This is a genomic window from Candidatus Pelagibacter sp. HIMB1746 (assembly GCF_052047555.1).
Lineage (GTDB): Bacteria > Pseudomonadota > Alphaproteobacteria > Pelagibacterales > Pelagibacteraceae > Pelagibacter.
The window spans coordinates 214967-228781 of the sequence record NZ_JBNAJZ010000001.1 but is presented as its reverse complement, the minus strand read 5'-3'; the positions used below and the strand labels follow the sequence as shown (position 1 = coordinate 228781).

Below are 13815 nucleotides of genomic sequence, written 5' to 3'. Positions count from 1 at the left end.
TGACAAAAGGGTTTATAATAGCAATTTGCATTATTATTGCGATTGCTTTAATAGTATTTCCATTAATTGTTTCATATAAAGCTCAAAAAAATAAAAGAGATAAAAATTAATGTTTGGTGAATTTTTAAATATAGTTTTCAAATCAATAAAATTAGATAAAACACTTTATTCTGATAATAGAAATTTTGGTGAAGCTTCCATATATTTTGCAGGCTTAATAATGATTTTAGATGGAGTTGCTGGCGCAGTAGCAGCTAACACTGTCATTAAAACAGCAATAGGAATGTCGGGTCTAACAGCAATTGTCACTTGGTTGATATGGGCGATCTTTATTTTTGTAATAGGTGTTAAACTTTTTCCAGATAAACAAACCAAAGTATCATTTAAAAAAGTTTTAACCGCAGTTGGTTTTGCTCATGCTCCTGGTTTACTAAGATTTTTTGCAGTAACTCCAGATTTAATGATACCTATAATTTTTCTTACTCAATTTTGGATTTTTGCAGGTTTAATCATTTCAACAAAAGAAATTTTAAATTTAAAATCTAATGTTAAATCTTTTGGTATAGTCTTATTATCTTTTTTGATAATAGCTTTTCTATCAATCACGTTCGTGATGAGTAGAATGAATATGCTTCCAACCAATCAGATTAGCTAGATTGGAAAAATAGTCTTTGAAACTCTACAAGATTTACAAATTTTAAAACCAGTTAAGATTAAATTTTGAGATACACTCTCATCCTCTTCTTTACACTCATCACAAATATTATTTAAATCTTCACTGTTATCTTGATCCTTAATTTCATCAAAATTATCAGTCATTATCTGTTAGGCCTGCACCTGCCCCACCTTGTTTTAAACTCTCAGATTCTTCAACAAAAGTATCTTCAGATAATTTATACAAATTCTTCCACTCTTCCTCCGAAAAGTTATCAATATTTTCTAGAAAACTGATCTCTAAATGATTTGCAATAGACGGAAATTCGTTATTAGGAATATTAGAATAGATATTTAAATTTAGATTTAAAATAAGTTCTTTTTTATCAAGATTTATATGAATTTTTTTACCAATAATTTCTGATGCTCTACTTACAAAAGCTAAAAATATTGAAGGGTAAGCAACATTATTTAATTCAATTTTTTTTAAAAATTCTAGAGATTTTGATTGATCTAAAAAACTAACTCCAAGAATAATTGGACAATAAGATTTTGCTGGAGGTTGATTTTTTTCTAATATTAAATTTAAATTTTGAAAACTATTTTTTTTTCTTTGAGAAAAATATTTATTTATATGCTTAATACCTGGAAGACCAAAGGACTCTAATAGTCTTACGCACTTAGCTGTTTCTTCAGCAACTCCCCATGAATATCCGCTAGCTCTAGTTGCTCTTTTAACAGTGGTTTCGATTTCACTTAATGATTTCATGTTAAATTTTAGTTTTATAAACCCACTGCTCATCATAATTTTTTAATTCATGAGGTAATGGTGCTCCTTGAAACATACAAATTCTTAACCACTTGTCAGATCTTGGGTCAAATTTTAACGCCCCAAAGAAAGATAACTTCAATCTCAACATATCAATAGGCATTATGTTTTTACCAATTGTATTATCTTGAATTTCTGAATAAGGAAATTTTTCAACTATAAAAACCCTTCTAATAACATGTCTTAAATCAGAGTTTTTTATTAAAAAGTCAGATACGGTTTGACTATTTTTAGAAACCAATAATATTTCGTAAAGTTTTTTTATATCCCTAGCTATGGCCAAAGGTTGTTCTAATTCTGAACCATGTTCTTCAAATCTATCAGCTAATCTTGGCTCTTCTTTATTTTTTGAGATAAACCAAAAATTTTGATTATTTTCTTTTTTTTCAAAATTTATTTCTAATATATTTGGATATTTTTTCTCAATTATATTTCTTAAATCTTCAACAGTCCTATGAGTTGGTATATTAAAAAATTTTTCTTCATCAGAGCTCATTTCTTTTACTAAAGGTTCAGTTATTTCACTATATGGTTCCATCATAATGGATACTATGTATTCAATACATTCTTCACATGTTTCTTTTTCAAGCCACTTATAAATACTGTTGAAAGGATATTCTTTTGTAAAATCAAAATCATTCTCAATGAATTTCAAAAATTTTTGAACATCTTTTAGTAAATTATTAATTTTATTTTTTTGATATTCACTATCAGTGTTCCAACTTGTAATGTTTGTTAGTGATTTTTTTACACAATCAATAAAAAGTTCACTATCCTTTTTATTTACATTTTGAATTTCTCTAATTTTTTTTAAAGCTATTTCTCTACTTAAAATCCAGTTATTTAAAAGTGTTGGATGATTAACAATAAAGGGGGCCATTCCTAATCCAGTAGAATTTCCAATACCTAGATTTTTAGAGATTTGCTCATCTAGTTTTACTGCTTTTTTTGGGTTCCTATGAAAAGCAACATGATTAACTTGGTCAAAAGTAAACTGTCTTACAAGATAAACCAGCATCATTTCTAATCTAAATGGTCCATTAATTTCCTCACGATTTTTTATTCTAAACCTATCTGCTAAACCAAATTTACCAGATCCATAAACAGCAGTAGTTCTGTATAAATAACCAACTTTTGACAATAAATTTAAATCTGGTTGTAATCCTTGACTTAAACTCTCTGTTACATGATTAAATAATCGTACAGATTTATTCGCTCTTGATAATGTAAGTTCTTTATAAGAAAGTCTTCCAACTTCTTGTTTGGGAACTTCATTTTTCAATCTTTCAATATCTTTTTTACCTGGTACTCCATCATGAAGAGTAAAAGCCGCATCCCATTTAGTAGCTATAACTCTGTCTGATCTTTCCTCATCTTTAATATGATTTGCAAAACAAACTAAAGAATAAACTCTTTTGTCTTTTTTAAACGAATATACTGCCTCACCATAACCATTTTCATCTAAATTAAAAAAATCTTGTTTATATTCCCAGTCTTTAAATTCATTCAAAAAACTTCTTAAAAAAGATAATTTAGATTGATGAAAAGATCCCAAACGAGATAACTTCATAATAGTATTTGGATCTCTTAGTTCTACTTGCATAACTTAAATTGATTTATAAAAATTGTACCAATTATTTCCTAGTATCCCATGTGTCTCATCATCTGAAAATCCAATCTTTTTGAGACCTTTTTCTATATTTGCAAATCCTCTTGTGTCTTCAAACCAATTAGGTTGTTTTGGAAAGCCTGGTTTATTTTTTGATCCTTCTCCGTAATTTTTAGTTTTGGTCCAAGTACCATTTCTCATCCACTCAACTACACTGTCGGGTTGATCAAGACAAAGATCTGACCCTATACCAATTTTACTTGCTCCCATAATTTCTGCGGTCTTTGCCACCATTTCACAAAAACTATCAAGAGTACAATTAGTATTTTCTTTCAAGTGATGTGGATATAAAGATAAACCTAACATTCCTCCACTATCACTGAGCATCTTAAGCAAATCTGAAGACTTGTTTCTTTTTGCAGCATGCCAAAAAGAAGGGTTTGCATGTGTAATTGCAATTGGTTTTTCACTTATTTCAATTGCATCCATTGTACTTTTTTCTGCAGAATGAGACATATCAACAACGATGCCTACTCTATTCATTTCTTTTATTGCTTCTCTTCCAAAATTAGTTACTCCGCTATCAATTTTTTCATAGCAACCAGTAGCAAGAAGAGATTGATTGTTGTAAGTTAGTTGCATAAATCTGCATCCAAGTTCATGAACTTTTTCAACCAAACCTATGTCATCCTCAATTGGTGAACAATTTTGAAAACCAAAAAATATTGCAGTTTTGTTTTCAAGCTTTGCTTTTTCAATATCTTTAAAATCTTTTCCCAGAAATATAAGATCAGAATTAGCTTCGAAAATTTTTTCCCACTTATTTAATTCTATTAGTAGTTCATCATAATCTTCATGATAAACTATGGTTACATGAACTGCATCTAAACCTGCAGCTCTGTTTGTTTCAAAAATTTTTCTAGACCAATTGCAATATTGCAAATTATCAATTTTAAAATTCATAACGAAATAAGATTAATCAATCTAAATTGAAATACTATTAATTTTATTGAAATTTTTGATTAATTTTGAAATAAACAATAGAGCCATTTTCATGAAAAAAAATACTAATAAAAAAGTTTCAATAGTTATGGGTAGTCAATCAGACTACAAAACTATGCAATTAGCAGAAAAAACTCTTAAACAATTAGGTGTCTCGTTTGAAACTAAAATTGTTTCTGCTCATCGTACCCCAAAGAGAATGTACGATTTTGCATTAAAGGCAGAAAAAAATAATATTGGGGTAATTATTGCTGGAGCTGGTGGATCAGCACATTTGCCGGGAATGATTTCTGCATTAACTCAAATTCCAGTTTTGGGTGTACCGATTGAAAGTAAAAAATTAAAAGGTTTAGATAGTTTACTTTCGATTGCTCAAATGCCAAAAGGGATTCCTGTTGGTACTTTAGCAATTGGAGAAGATGGCGCTATTAATGCTGCATTACTTGCAGCTGAAATAATGGCTATTAATAATTCATCGATCAAAAATAAGTTAAAAAGTTGGAGATCAAACCAAACTAAATCTGTTAAAAGAGCTCCAAAATAAAAATGTCTAATATTACTCTTGGGATTATTGGAGGTGGCCAATTAGGAAGTATGCTTGCAATTGCTGCAAAAAAATTAGGGATAAAGATAATAATTTTTTGTGATGATTTGGAAGCACCAGCTCAAAATTTTTGTGACGAATTTATTGGTGCAAAATATGACGATAAAGAAAAAATAAATGAATTTGTAAACAAAGTTGATATCGTAACTTATGAATTTGAAAACATTCCATATGAAACATTAAATGATATCAACAAGTTAAAACCAGTTTTACCAAAACCTTCGGTAAATAGATTAATTCAACATAGGTTAGCAGAAAAAGATTTTGTAAATAAATTAAATATAAGAACAACTAGATACGTCTCAGTTGAAAATCAATCTGATATTGATGTCCTTGAAGATTTTTTACCAGGTATAATTAAAACTACAACATTAGGTTATGACGGTAAAGGGCAACACCCTGTTTCATCATCAGAAGAATTAAAAAATCTTAAATTAGATTTATCAAGAGGATATATTTTAGAAAAATTAGTCAAACTTAAAAAAGAGATATCAATTATTATAACTAGGTTTAGTAATAATAAATATGAAATCTATGAACCTATAGAAAATACCCATGAAGATCAGATCTTAAAACATTCTAAAATACCTGCAGATATAAATGAAAAAATATTTAATCAATCTAAAGATTGGGCAATACTTATTGCTGAAGAACTTAAATATGTTGGTACTCTATGTGTAGAATTTTTTATAGATAGAAATGATAATCTTTATGTAAATGAAATTGCTCCAAGGGTTCATAATTCTGGACATTTAACAATTAATGCTTTTAATGTAAGTCAATTTGAAAATCACATCAGAGCTGTTTGTGGACTTGAACAGATACCTTTAAAAAAATTATCAAATGCAAAAATGATAAATTTACTAGGAGATCAAATATCTCACTATAGAAATTCTCCAAAACTTAAAGATAATGAATTCTTTTTTGATTATTTAAAAAAAGAAATTAAAGATAAAAGAAAAATGGGTCATATCACTATTCTGGAATAATATGTTAAAATCAATTGAAGGAAATTTTGATGATCCAGAAGTTCACAAGCTTTTAACTAAGCATTTTGTTGAGCTTAGAGCTGCCTCACCAGAGGGAAGTGCTCATGTTTTAGACATCCCTGGTCTTAAAGTTCCATCGATTAAATTCTGGAGTTTATATAACAATGATGAATTAATGGGATGTGGTGCATTAAAATTTTTAGATGAGGGTCATGGAGAATTTAAATCAATTAGAATTCATGACAATTTTAGAAAAAAAGGACACGGTGTTATTGTTATTAATCATCTAATAAGTGAGGCAAAAAAATTAGATATTAAAAGATTAAGTATTGAAACAGGTGCTGGAAATTTTTTTATTCCTGCTAGAAAACTCTTTAAATCTTGTGGTTTTGAGCCTTGTGAACCTTTTGCTCATTATAAAGAAGATGTTAATTCTGTTTATTTGACTAAATTGATTGCTACAGATTGACAATAAGATCGAATAATTTCTCTATTTTGTTGACAAAACCCATTAAAATCTAAAGAAAGCCAAGATTACTTAATTATAAATTTTAAGTAATAATTAATATAACAAAAAGTAAGAAGAAATAATATGAGTCTAACAGGTAAAGTAAAATGGTTCAATCCAACCAAAGGTTTTGGTTTTATTGAAAGAGAAGACAAAGAAAAAGATGTGTTTGTACATGTTTCAGCAGTAAGAGATGCTGGTATGAACGGTTTAGATGAGGGTCAAGCTTTGACTTTCGATGTTGAAGATGGTCCTAAAGGTCCTTCAGCAGTTAACTTAAAAACTGCATAATTTCACACTTCCTATTGGCTGAAAAAATTTTATTTTTTAATAAATAATTTTATTCAGCCAGTACCAAATCTTATAAAAAACAACTTTTAGTCAAAAAATTTAATTATATAAGTTGTATTTAAAATAATAAAAAATTTATGATCGGAATTTTAGGTGGAATGGGTACTCAAGCTGGTCTTGATTTTTGCAATAAACTTGCAGTACTGAATAGAGGAAAAATTGATCAAGAGTATCCTTTATTTGTTCTGTATAACAAATCAAATATTCCGGGGAGGCCAGAGTCTATAGGTACTCAAACAAAAAACTTATCAAATCTAAATTCAAATAAATCTAATAAAACAAAATATAATAAAGTTTTAAAAAGTCTTCTTGAAGGTTGTAAGTTATTAGAAAAAAACAAATGCAAATTTATTGTTATTCCATGTAATACAGCACATTACTGGTTTGATGATCTACAAAAAAAAATTAATATTCCAATTATAAATATGCCAAAAGAAGTTTTTAAGTTTACAAAAAAGAACTGTAAAAAAAATTCAAAAGTAGGATTATTGGCTACAGAAGGTACTTTAAAAACTGGAGTGTATAATAAATTTTTTGACGAGACCTATCAATTGGTTAATCCATCTGAAAATCTTCAAAAAAATTCAGTAAATAAAGCAATCAAGTTTGTAAAAATGGGCAATGTTAGAGCTGCTGAAAAAGCTATTAAACCAGCTATAAAATATTTGCTAAAAATGAAGTGTAAAAAAATAATTTTAGGTTGTACTGAGTTACCAATAGCAATATTTGCCTTTAAATCATTCAAGAATATTAAATCTTCAAAAATATTTTTGGATCCAAATTTAATTCTTGCTCACTCTGCAATGCAGAAACACAAAAGATAAACAGTGACATCTAAAATTGATAAGCCCTATGTTTTAAGAGTTGCTGAACTAATATATTCTAAAATAATTGAGATAAAAAACCAAAATCCTGAAGTTAATAACATCCAAGCATTTGAGATTTTCATGACAACAAAAGATTATGATTTTATTAGCTCAGGAGAATTTCATGAAAATTGGATATCTGAACTAAAAGATAACAATTTTATTGATAAAATTACTGGTAAGAAAATTAATGAAGAAACATTAAGACTTTTAGACATTCAAAAAGATTCTATGGTTAAATTTTTGCTTAAAATACCAAAATTGTATTATACAAAAACTCATTTCCCTTTGGAATTGTCTCAAAGAGCCTTTAATCATCTTTGGAGAGTTTGTGAAAGTTACGAAATGTGGTGCAAAGAAACTAAGCAAAAAAATTTGATTAAATTAAATTTAATTGATTAAATTTAAATTTATTAATTACAGTGATTAAGGTATTCCCATTAATATTTATTTTACTTTGGTCATCCGCATTTATAACTACAAAACCAATCATTGATTACAGCGATCCTTTTGCTGCATTAGCCTTTCGATTTGCACTCGTAGCATTTGGTTTTTTAATTTTTTCTATCTACTCAAGGCAGAAAATAATTGTAAGTAAGAAAAATTTTTTACAATCTTTTTTCAGTGGAGTTCTTTTTCATGGATTTTATTTAGGAGGTGTTTTTTATTCAATTTCTATTGGAATGCCTACTGGCCTTGCCGCTTTAATTGTAACTCTTCAGCCAATACTAACTAACGCATTAAGTGGACCAATACTTAAAGAGAAGGTTTCTATTAAACAATGGATAGGTGTTTTATTGGGATTTGTTGGAGCATCATTGGTTCTCGGTTTTGAAATTGGGTCAAAAATTCCAACTGCTGGATTAATTGCAACCATTATAGCTTTGATAGCAATAACAAGTTCAACTCTTTGGCAAAAAACAATAAGTAACAACCTACCCTTATCAGTAAGTAATATGAACCAAGCACTTGGAGGTTTTTCATTTCATTTATTAATTATAATTTTTTTTGCTGATCCTTACATTGAATTTTCAAAAACATTTATAATTGCAATGAGTCATCAAATTTTTTTAGTGTCCTTTGGAGCATTCACAATACTTATGTTCTTAATTAAAAAAAATTCCGCAAGCAAAACAGTTTCGATATTTTTTTTAATTCCTCCCACATCTGCGTTCATGGCATGGTTATTTTTAAATGAGAAATTATCTAATTTAGATCTTTTAGGATTTTTTATAGCTACTATTGGTGTTTATATTGCTACTAGAGAGAAATAATTACTTTGCAACATATCCAAATTCTAAAGATGCATCTGTTATTGAGTGATAAAGAGATTCACCAAAACTTCTTAATCCAAATATTCTAAATTTATCTGGATCATCATCAAGCATATCAATAGTTACTGACATTCCGTTATAAGTAGAATTTAAACATTGATTTTTTTCTAGCTCACCAAAATTAAATGGGCATCCTTTTTTTAAAACTTCCTTAGCCTCCTTACCTTCAATTTCAATTATTGCTTTTGAATGAGATATGTCTGTTATTGCAAATTCATTATCATTAAATTTTTGCTCTATTTCATTTAAAGTGTCCTTTTTCTTAGAAACTAAAATCCAATTTCTTGGACCGTTCCAAAGTATTCTTGTGTTATCATTGGAGCTAACTAAAGATGGATTGTCTCTTAAATTTAGACCATCTACCTGCATACTGTCTAATGATGAGTTTGAACTTTTATACTGAACTATCTGTACAATTAATAAATTAGTAGTTTCAGATATTGAAAGTAAATTTTTATCATCTTTACCTTCAAAATCTCCAAATTGACCTTTTGCATGCACATTATTTAAAGCTGAAATTAAACTCATGATCTAACTCTTTCTCCTTTTGGATCAACATAATGTGATGAAACTATTTCTACTGGAATAACTTTGTTTTTTAATGGAGACATTACAAATAATTTTTCTCCAATCATATTTTTTCCATCTTTTAATATTGCTAGTGAAAATGGATTATCATGCTCAACACTCCAACAAGAGGCTGAGATATGACCTAATTTTTTATTCGGCAAAGGAGCGTTAGCGTCTTTAACTAAGTGTGAACCTTCTGGAATACTAGTTTTTTTATCCAATGGAACAACGCCTACAATTCGCTGTCTATCTTCAGCTATAAAAGCTGCTCTCTGCAATGATCTTTTTCCAATAAAGTCTTTCTTTTTACTCAATAACCCTTCTAATGCATTGTCGTAAGGAATTGTTCTTCCATCTAATTCAGAACCTGCAACATGTCCCATTTCAATTCTAAGTGTAGACAGTGCTTCAGTTCCATATGGTTGAATTTGAAACTCTTCTCCAATTTCAATTATTTTATCCCACATAAATCTTCCGTTATCAGACTCAACATTAACTTCGTAAGCTAATTCACCTGAGAATGAAATTCTGAAGATTCTAGCTTTAACACCAAATAAATCACCCTCGACATATCCCATAAACGGAAGACCTTCATTAGATACATCTGTTTTAGGGAACAATTTCTGTAATAAATCTCTTGATTTAGGGCCAGCTATAGCAGCTCCTGCCCATTGCTCAGTTGTTGAAACTACATTTACATTAAGTTCAGGCCAAACAAGTTGCAAATAATACTCCAAATGTGAAAGTACATTCGCTGCTTGAGCAGTAGTTGTTGTCATGTGATAGTGGTTTTCTGAAATTCTAGTAGTTGTACCATCATCCATCACTATCCCATCTTCTCTTAACATCACTCCATATCTTGCTTTTCCAACAGGTAACTTCAACCATGCATTTGTGTATACTCTGTTTAAAAATTCAGCAGCATCAGGACCTTTAACATCGATCTTACCAAGTGTTGTTACATCACAAACACCAACATTTGTTCTTACATTTTTCGCTTCTCTTTTTGAAGCTTCGAACAAAGTTTCGTTTCCTCTTTTATAGTATCTTGGTCTTAACCAAACTCCCGCATCAACAAAAACAGCGTTATGCTCTTCATGCCAATTGTGAATTGGAGATTTTCTTGTTGGTTTTGAATGCTTTCCTACTTCTCTACCAACAATAGCACCAATAGAAATAGGTGTATAGGGAGGTCTAAAAGTAGTGTGGCCAACAGACGGAACAACTTTATTTTCTATCTCAGATACTAATTGTAATCCATTTAAATTACTTGTTTTTCCTTGGTCTGTTGCCATACCTAAAGTGGTATATCTTTTTACATGTTCAATTGATCTATAACCTTCTCTTAATGCAATCTCTACATCAGAAACAGCAACATCATTTTGAAAATCTAAAAATCTTTTGTAACTTTTACCTTTTGGTAATGGAACACACCAAAACTTATCATGTTTAGAATATTTTTTTTCAACTACATTTGGAATAGATATTTCATTATCTTTCTCGGTAATTTTTTTTGATAATTCTTTTCCTTTTTCAAATGATGTTTTTAAAGTTTCTTCTAGAGTAAACACACCATTAGCAGCTCCCAAAGTTGTTTCATTTTGTTTTGAAACTCCTGGAACAAACGCGTCTATCTCTTCATTAAATTTAGATTTATTTCCTGATTGTGATGCCAAATGAATTGTAGGTGTCCAAAATCCAGAAACACATATACAGTCACAATTTATATTTTCTATTTTACCAAGTGTTTTCTTGTCGTCAGAAATAGTTGCCACATCAGCTGATTTTACTTTTTTATAACCTTGTGCTGCAACTACTACATATGAATTTTTAATATTAATTCCTAAATTTTTTGCTTCATCAATAATTTCTGATTGTGGATTCGATCTTGAATCTAAAACTATAGGCTCAACTCCATGTTTTTTAAATTCAATTGCAGTTTCATAGCCACTATCATTGTTTGTAAATACCAAAGGTTTTTTTCCAACTAAGACGCCATAAACTTTTAAATATTCTTTAGCTGCAGATGAAAGCATTACACCAGGCGTATCATTATTTCCAAATACAATTGGTCTTTCAATTGATCCAGATGAAATTAGAACTTCTTTTGCTCTAATATACCAAAGTCTTTTGTTTGGATGATATTTTTTAGTTTTAGGTAAATGATCACTAACTTTTTCAGACATTACTAACATGTTGTGATCATAGTATCCAAAAACTTGAGATCTATTTTTTACGGTTACATTAGGCATCTCTTTTAATTCTGAAATAATACCTTCCGCCCAATCTTTTCCAGATTGGTTACCAATATTCACATCGCTCGTTAATAATGAGCCGCCATATCTTGGTTTATCTTCAGCTAAAATAACTTTGGCTCCATTTTTAGCCGCAGAATAAGCGCTCGCTAAACCTGATGGTCCAGATCCAGCAATTAAAAGATCACAATACTCATATTTATGTTCGTATCTCTCTTTATCGTGTTTTGTTGAAGCTACACCTAATCCAGCTGCTTTTCTAATAAATGGCTCATAAATTTTATACCAAAAGCTTTTTGGCCACATAAAAGTTTTGTAATAAAATCCTGCAGGTAAAAATATTTTTAAAAAATTGTTTATTGCTCCAATATCAAAGTTAACACTTGGCCAACAATTAACACTGCTTGCCTCTAATCCTTCAAACAATTCCTGTTCAGTTGCTTTAATATTTGGCTCCGTTTCACCATTTCTATAAAGTTGAACAACTGCATAAGGTTCATCAACTCCTGCACCAAAAAACCCTCTAGGTCTGTGATATTTAAAACTTCTACCAACTAAATGAACGCCATTTGCTAGTAAAGCTGAAGCTAATGTATCACCCTCATAGCCAAAATAAGATGTACCGTTAAACTTAAAAGAAATTTTTTTATTTCTATTTATTAAGCCACCTGTTTCTATTCGATAACTCTGAGTCATTAAGCAATTTCTTCGTTAGCCTTGTAAGTTTTAAAAATTTCGTGTGTTGCAGTATCTCTTTCAACTTTAATCCACTGTCTGCAACCAGATAAATGCTGCCAAAGTTCTAAATGTTTTCCTCTGGGACTGACTCTATTGTAAACGAAATTATCCCATTCTTGGTCTGTAACTTCTTTATTTAGTTCTGGTCTTTTAACAGTAGCATCTCCACCATAAGAAAATTCATTTTGAGATCTCATTCCACAATGTGGGCATTTAATATGTAACATTTATGAAATCCAAGTTTTTGTACCAAGACCTTTTTCATCAATAAGATGACCAGTACTAAATCTGTTCAAACTATATCCTGCATTTAATTCATGAACTCTATCTTGAGCAATAGTATGTGCAAATGTCCATCCTGATGCTGGAGTTGCTTTAAAGCCTCCGTAACACCATCCACAATTTAAATACAAACCATCAATATGTGTTTTATCAATTATTGGTGAACCATCCATTGACATATCCATGATCCCACCCCAAGTTCTTAGCATTTTTAATTTACTTAAAAATGGCATCATCGCAATTCCTTCAGTTAAAACATGTTGTAATGTTGGAAGATTACCTCTTTGAGCGTAACTATTGTAACCATCGAGGTCTCCACCCATTACCATTTCACCTTTGTCTGATTGACTAATATAAAAGTGACCTGCACCAAAAGTTACAACTTTATCTAAAACTGGTTTCACTGGTTCAGAAACACAAGCTTGTAAAAGATGAGTTTCAATTGGCAAAGTCATATTTAATTTTTCTGCTAAAATATTTGTGCTACCAGCAACGCATAGACCTACTTTTTTTGCTTTAATATTTCCTCTAGATGTTCTAATCCCTTTTATTTTTCCTGCAGAAACATCAAAACCTGTGACTTCACAATTTTGAATTATATCTACCCCCATCGAGTCTGCTTGACGAGCGTACCCCCAAGCAACTGCATCATGACGAGCAGTTCCAGCACTTGGTTGCATCAATCCACCAAAGATCGGAAATCTTACGTTGTCTGAAAAATCAGCCATTGGAATTAATTCTTTTACTTCTTCTCTGTTTAAAAGAACCGCATCAATTCCATTTAATCTCATCGAATTACCTCTTCTTGCATATGCATTCATTTGTGCATCTGAGTGTGCAAGATTAATAATTCCTCTTGGAGAAAACATTACGTTGTAATTTAAGTCCTGACTCATCTTTCTCCATAGATCCATTCCAAACTCACTGAAAAGACCATTTTCATCGTGCATGTAGTTTGATCTGATAATTGTAGTGTTACGACCAACGTTTCCACCACCAATCCATCCTTTTTCAATGATTGCTACTTTTGTAATTTGATGCTCTTTAGCTAGATAATATGCTGTAGCTAGACCATGACCACCACCCCCGATGATAACAACATCGTACTCTTCTTTAGGGTTTGGATCTTTCCAAGCTAAATCCCAATTTTGATGGCCTGTTAACGCATTTTTAACCAAGCTAAAAATAGAATACTTTTGCATATTAGAATTTTATATTAATGAA

At 30.1% G+C, this 13815-nt stretch carries 16 protein-coding genes; 8 read left to right on the top strand and 8 right to left on the bottom strand.

Annotated features, from left to right (window positions below; genetic code table 11):
* Window positions 1-109 precede the first annotated feature (109 nt).
* Window positions 110-655: a hypothetical protein gene (locus ACTTBM_RS01240; RefSeq protein WP_440634384.1), complete on the top strand. Its 546-nt coding sequence runs from the start codon at window positions 110-112 to the stop codon at window positions 653-655.
* Here ACTTBM_RS01240 and ACTTBM_RS01235 read toward each other — a convergent pair.
* The 4 genes from ACTTBM_RS01235 to ACTTBM_RS01220 are packed head-to-tail and all read right to left on the bottom strand — an operon-like array spanning window position 652 to window position 4055.
* A complete protein-coding gene (locus ACTTBM_RS01235) occupies window positions 652-819 on the bottom strand; it encodes a hypothetical protein (protein WP_262590424.1) in 168 nt (55 codons plus the stop codon). The genes ACTTBM_RS01240 and ACTTBM_RS01235 overlap by 4 nt on opposite strands.
* Window positions 812-1423: a DUF3726 domain-containing protein gene (locus ACTTBM_RS01230; RefSeq protein ID WP_440634383.1), complete on the bottom strand. Its 612-nt coding sequence runs from the start codon at window positions 1421-1423 to the stop codon at window positions 812-814. The genes ACTTBM_RS01235 and ACTTBM_RS01230 overlap by 8 nt, the downstream gene beginning before the upstream one ends.
* Window position 1424: 1 nt before the next feature.
* The gene (locus tag ACTTBM_RS01225) at window positions 1425-3086 is read right to left on the bottom strand and encodes a hypothetical protein (protein ID WP_440634382.1); all 1662 of its coding nucleotides are present in this window, start codon (window positions 3084-3086) and stop codon (window positions 1425-1427) included.
* A gap of 3 nt (window positions 3087-3089) precedes the next feature.
* Window positions 3090-4055, bottom strand: coding sequence for a membrane dipeptidase (locus tag ACTTBM_RS01220; RefSeq protein WP_440634381.1), 966 nt, complete (start codon window positions 4053-4055; stop codon window positions 3090-3092).
* Between the two features lie 91 nt (window positions 4056-4146).
* Between ACTTBM_RS01220 and purE the strand changes: the two genes are divergently transcribed.
* From purE to ACTTBM_RS01185, 7 genes are all read left to right on the top strand, one after another.
* Window positions 4147-4638 (top strand): 5-(carboxyamino)imidazole ribonucleotide mutase, encoded by a 492-nt coding sequence (purE, locus tag ACTTBM_RS01215; protein WP_262590420.1) that lies wholly within the window; start codon window positions 4147-4149, stop codon window positions 4636-4638.
* A 2-nt stretch (window positions 4639-4640) separates the two neighbouring features.
* Entirely contained in the window at window positions 4641-5687 is a 1047-nt protein-coding gene (locus ACTTBM_RS01210) for a 5-(carboxyamino)imidazole ribonucleotide synthase (RefSeq protein ID WP_440634380.1), read from the top strand.
* A gap of 1 nt (window position 5688) precedes the next feature.
* The gene (locus tag ACTTBM_RS01205; RefSeq protein WP_440634379.1) at window positions 5689-6156 is read left to right on the top strand and encodes a GNAT family N-acetyltransferase; all 468 of its coding nucleotides are present in this window, start codon (window positions 5689-5691) and stop codon (window positions 6154-6156) included.
* Between the two features lie 123 nt (window positions 6157-6279).
* On the top strand, window positions 6280-6486 hold the full coding sequence (locus ACTTBM_RS01200) for a cold-shock protein (protein ID WP_075506166.1): 207 nt from the start codon (window positions 6280-6282) through the stop codon (window positions 6484-6486).
* 137 nt (window positions 6487-6623) lie between these two features.
* Window positions 6624-7370 carry an aspartate/glutamate racemase family protein gene (locus ACTTBM_RS01195; RefSeq protein WP_440634378.1) on the top strand — a complete coding sequence of 249 codons (747 nt, stop codon included), beginning with the start codon at window positions 6624-6626 and terminating at the stop codon, window positions 7368-7370.
* 3 nt (window positions 7371-7373) lie between these two features.
* Window positions 7374-7814 carry a hypothetical protein gene (locus ACTTBM_RS01190; RefSeq protein ID WP_440634377.1) on the top strand — a complete coding sequence of 147 codons (441 nt, stop codon included), beginning with the start codon at window positions 7374-7376 and terminating at the stop codon, window positions 7812-7814.
* 20 nt (window positions 7815-7834) lie between these two features.
* The gene (locus tag ACTTBM_RS01185; RefSeq protein ID WP_440634376.1) at window positions 7835-8686 is read left to right on the top strand and encodes a DMT family transporter; all 852 of its coding nucleotides are present in this window, start codon (window positions 7835-7837) and stop codon (window positions 8684-8686) included.
* Here ACTTBM_RS01185 and ACTTBM_RS01180 read toward each other — a convergent pair whose 3' ends face one another.
* From ACTTBM_RS01180 to ACTTBM_RS01165, 4 genes are read right to left on the bottom strand one after another with little or no spacing between them, the layout of a single operon-like run.
* Window positions 8687-9274 carry a sarcosine oxidase gene (locus ACTTBM_RS01180; protein WP_440634375.1) on the bottom strand — a complete coding sequence of 196 codons (588 nt, stop codon included), beginning with the start codon at window positions 9272-9274 and terminating at the stop codon, window positions 8687-8689.
* Window positions 9271-12267: a sarcosine oxidase subunit alpha family protein gene (locus ACTTBM_RS01175; RefSeq protein WP_440634374.1), complete on the bottom strand. Its 2997-nt coding sequence runs from the start codon at window positions 12265-12267 to the stop codon at window positions 9271-9273. The genes ACTTBM_RS01180 and ACTTBM_RS01175 overlap by 4 nt, the downstream gene beginning before the upstream one ends.
* Window positions 12267-12536 (bottom strand): sarcosine oxidase subunit delta, encoded by a 270-nt coding sequence (locus ACTTBM_RS01170; RefSeq protein ID WP_075506172.1) that lies wholly within the window; start codon window positions 12534-12536, stop codon window positions 12267-12269. The genes ACTTBM_RS01175 and ACTTBM_RS01170 overlap by 1 nt, the downstream gene beginning before the upstream one ends.
* Window positions 12537-13793, bottom strand: coding sequence for a sarcosine oxidase subunit beta family protein (locus ACTTBM_RS01165; protein WP_440614112.1), 1257 nt, complete (start codon window positions 13791-13793; stop codon window positions 12537-12539). It abuts the gene before it with no gap.
* Between the last annotated feature and the right edge of the window lie 22 nt (window positions 13794-13815).

Excerpts from the sequence above, each read along its gene's own strand:
- ACTTBM_RS01165 (WP_440614112.1), bottom strand. The coding sequence starts at position 13,793 with ATGCAAAAGTATTCTATTTTTAGCTTGGTTAAAAATGCGTTAACAGGC.
- ACTTBM_RS01220 (WP_440634381.1), bottom strand. The coding sequence starts at position 4,055 with ATGAATTTTAAAATTGATAATTTGCAATATTGCAATTGGTCTAGAAAA.
- ACTTBM_RS01205 (WP_440634379.1), top strand. The coding sequence starts at position 5,689 with ATGTTAAAATCAATTGAAGGAAATTTTGATGATCCAGAAGTTCACAAG.
- ACTTBM_RS01175 (WP_440634374.1), bottom strand. The coding sequence starts at position 12,267 with ATGACTCAGAGTTATCGAATAGAAACAGGTGGCTTAATAAATAGAAAT.
- ACTTBM_RS01240 (WP_440634384.1), top strand. The coding sequence starts at position 110 with ATGTTTGGTGAATTTTTAAATATAGTTTTCAAATCAATAAAATTAGAT.
- ACTTBM_RS01225 (WP_440634382.1), bottom strand. The coding sequence starts at position 3,086 with ATGCAAGTAGAACTAAGAGATCCAAATACTATTATGAAGTTATCTCGT.
- ACTTBM_RS01200 (WP_075506166.1), top strand. The coding sequence starts at position 6,280 with ATGAGTCTAACAGGTAAAGTAAAATGGTTCAATCCAACCAAAGGTTTT.
- ACTTBM_RS01195 (WP_440634378.1), top strand. The coding sequence starts at position 6,624 with ATGATCGGAATTTTAGGTGGAATGGGTACTCAAGCTGGTCTTGATTTT.
- ACTTBM_RS01170 (WP_075506172.1), bottom strand. The coding sequence starts at position 12,536 with ATGTTACATATTAAATGCCCACATTGTGGAATGAGATCTCAAAATGAA.
- purE (WP_262590420.1), top strand. The coding sequence starts at position 4,147 with ATGAAAAAAAATACTAATAAAAAAGTTTCAATAGTTATGGGTAGTCAA.
- ACTTBM_RS01180 (WP_440634375.1), bottom strand. The coding sequence starts at position 9,274 with ATGAGTTTAATTTCAGCTTTAAATAATGTGCATGCAAAAGGTCAATTT.
- ACTTBM_RS01210 (WP_440634380.1), top strand. The coding sequence starts at position 4,641 with ATGTCTAATATTACTCTTGGGATTATTGGAGGTGGCCAATTAGGAAGT.
- ACTTBM_RS01230 (WP_440634383.1), bottom strand. The coding sequence starts at position 1,423 with ATGAAATCATTAAGTGAAATCGAAACCACTGTTAAAAGAGCAACTAGA.
- ACTTBM_RS01235 (WP_262590424.1), bottom strand. The coding sequence starts at position 819 with ATGACTGATAATTTTGATGAAATTAAGGATCAAGATAACAGTGAAGAT.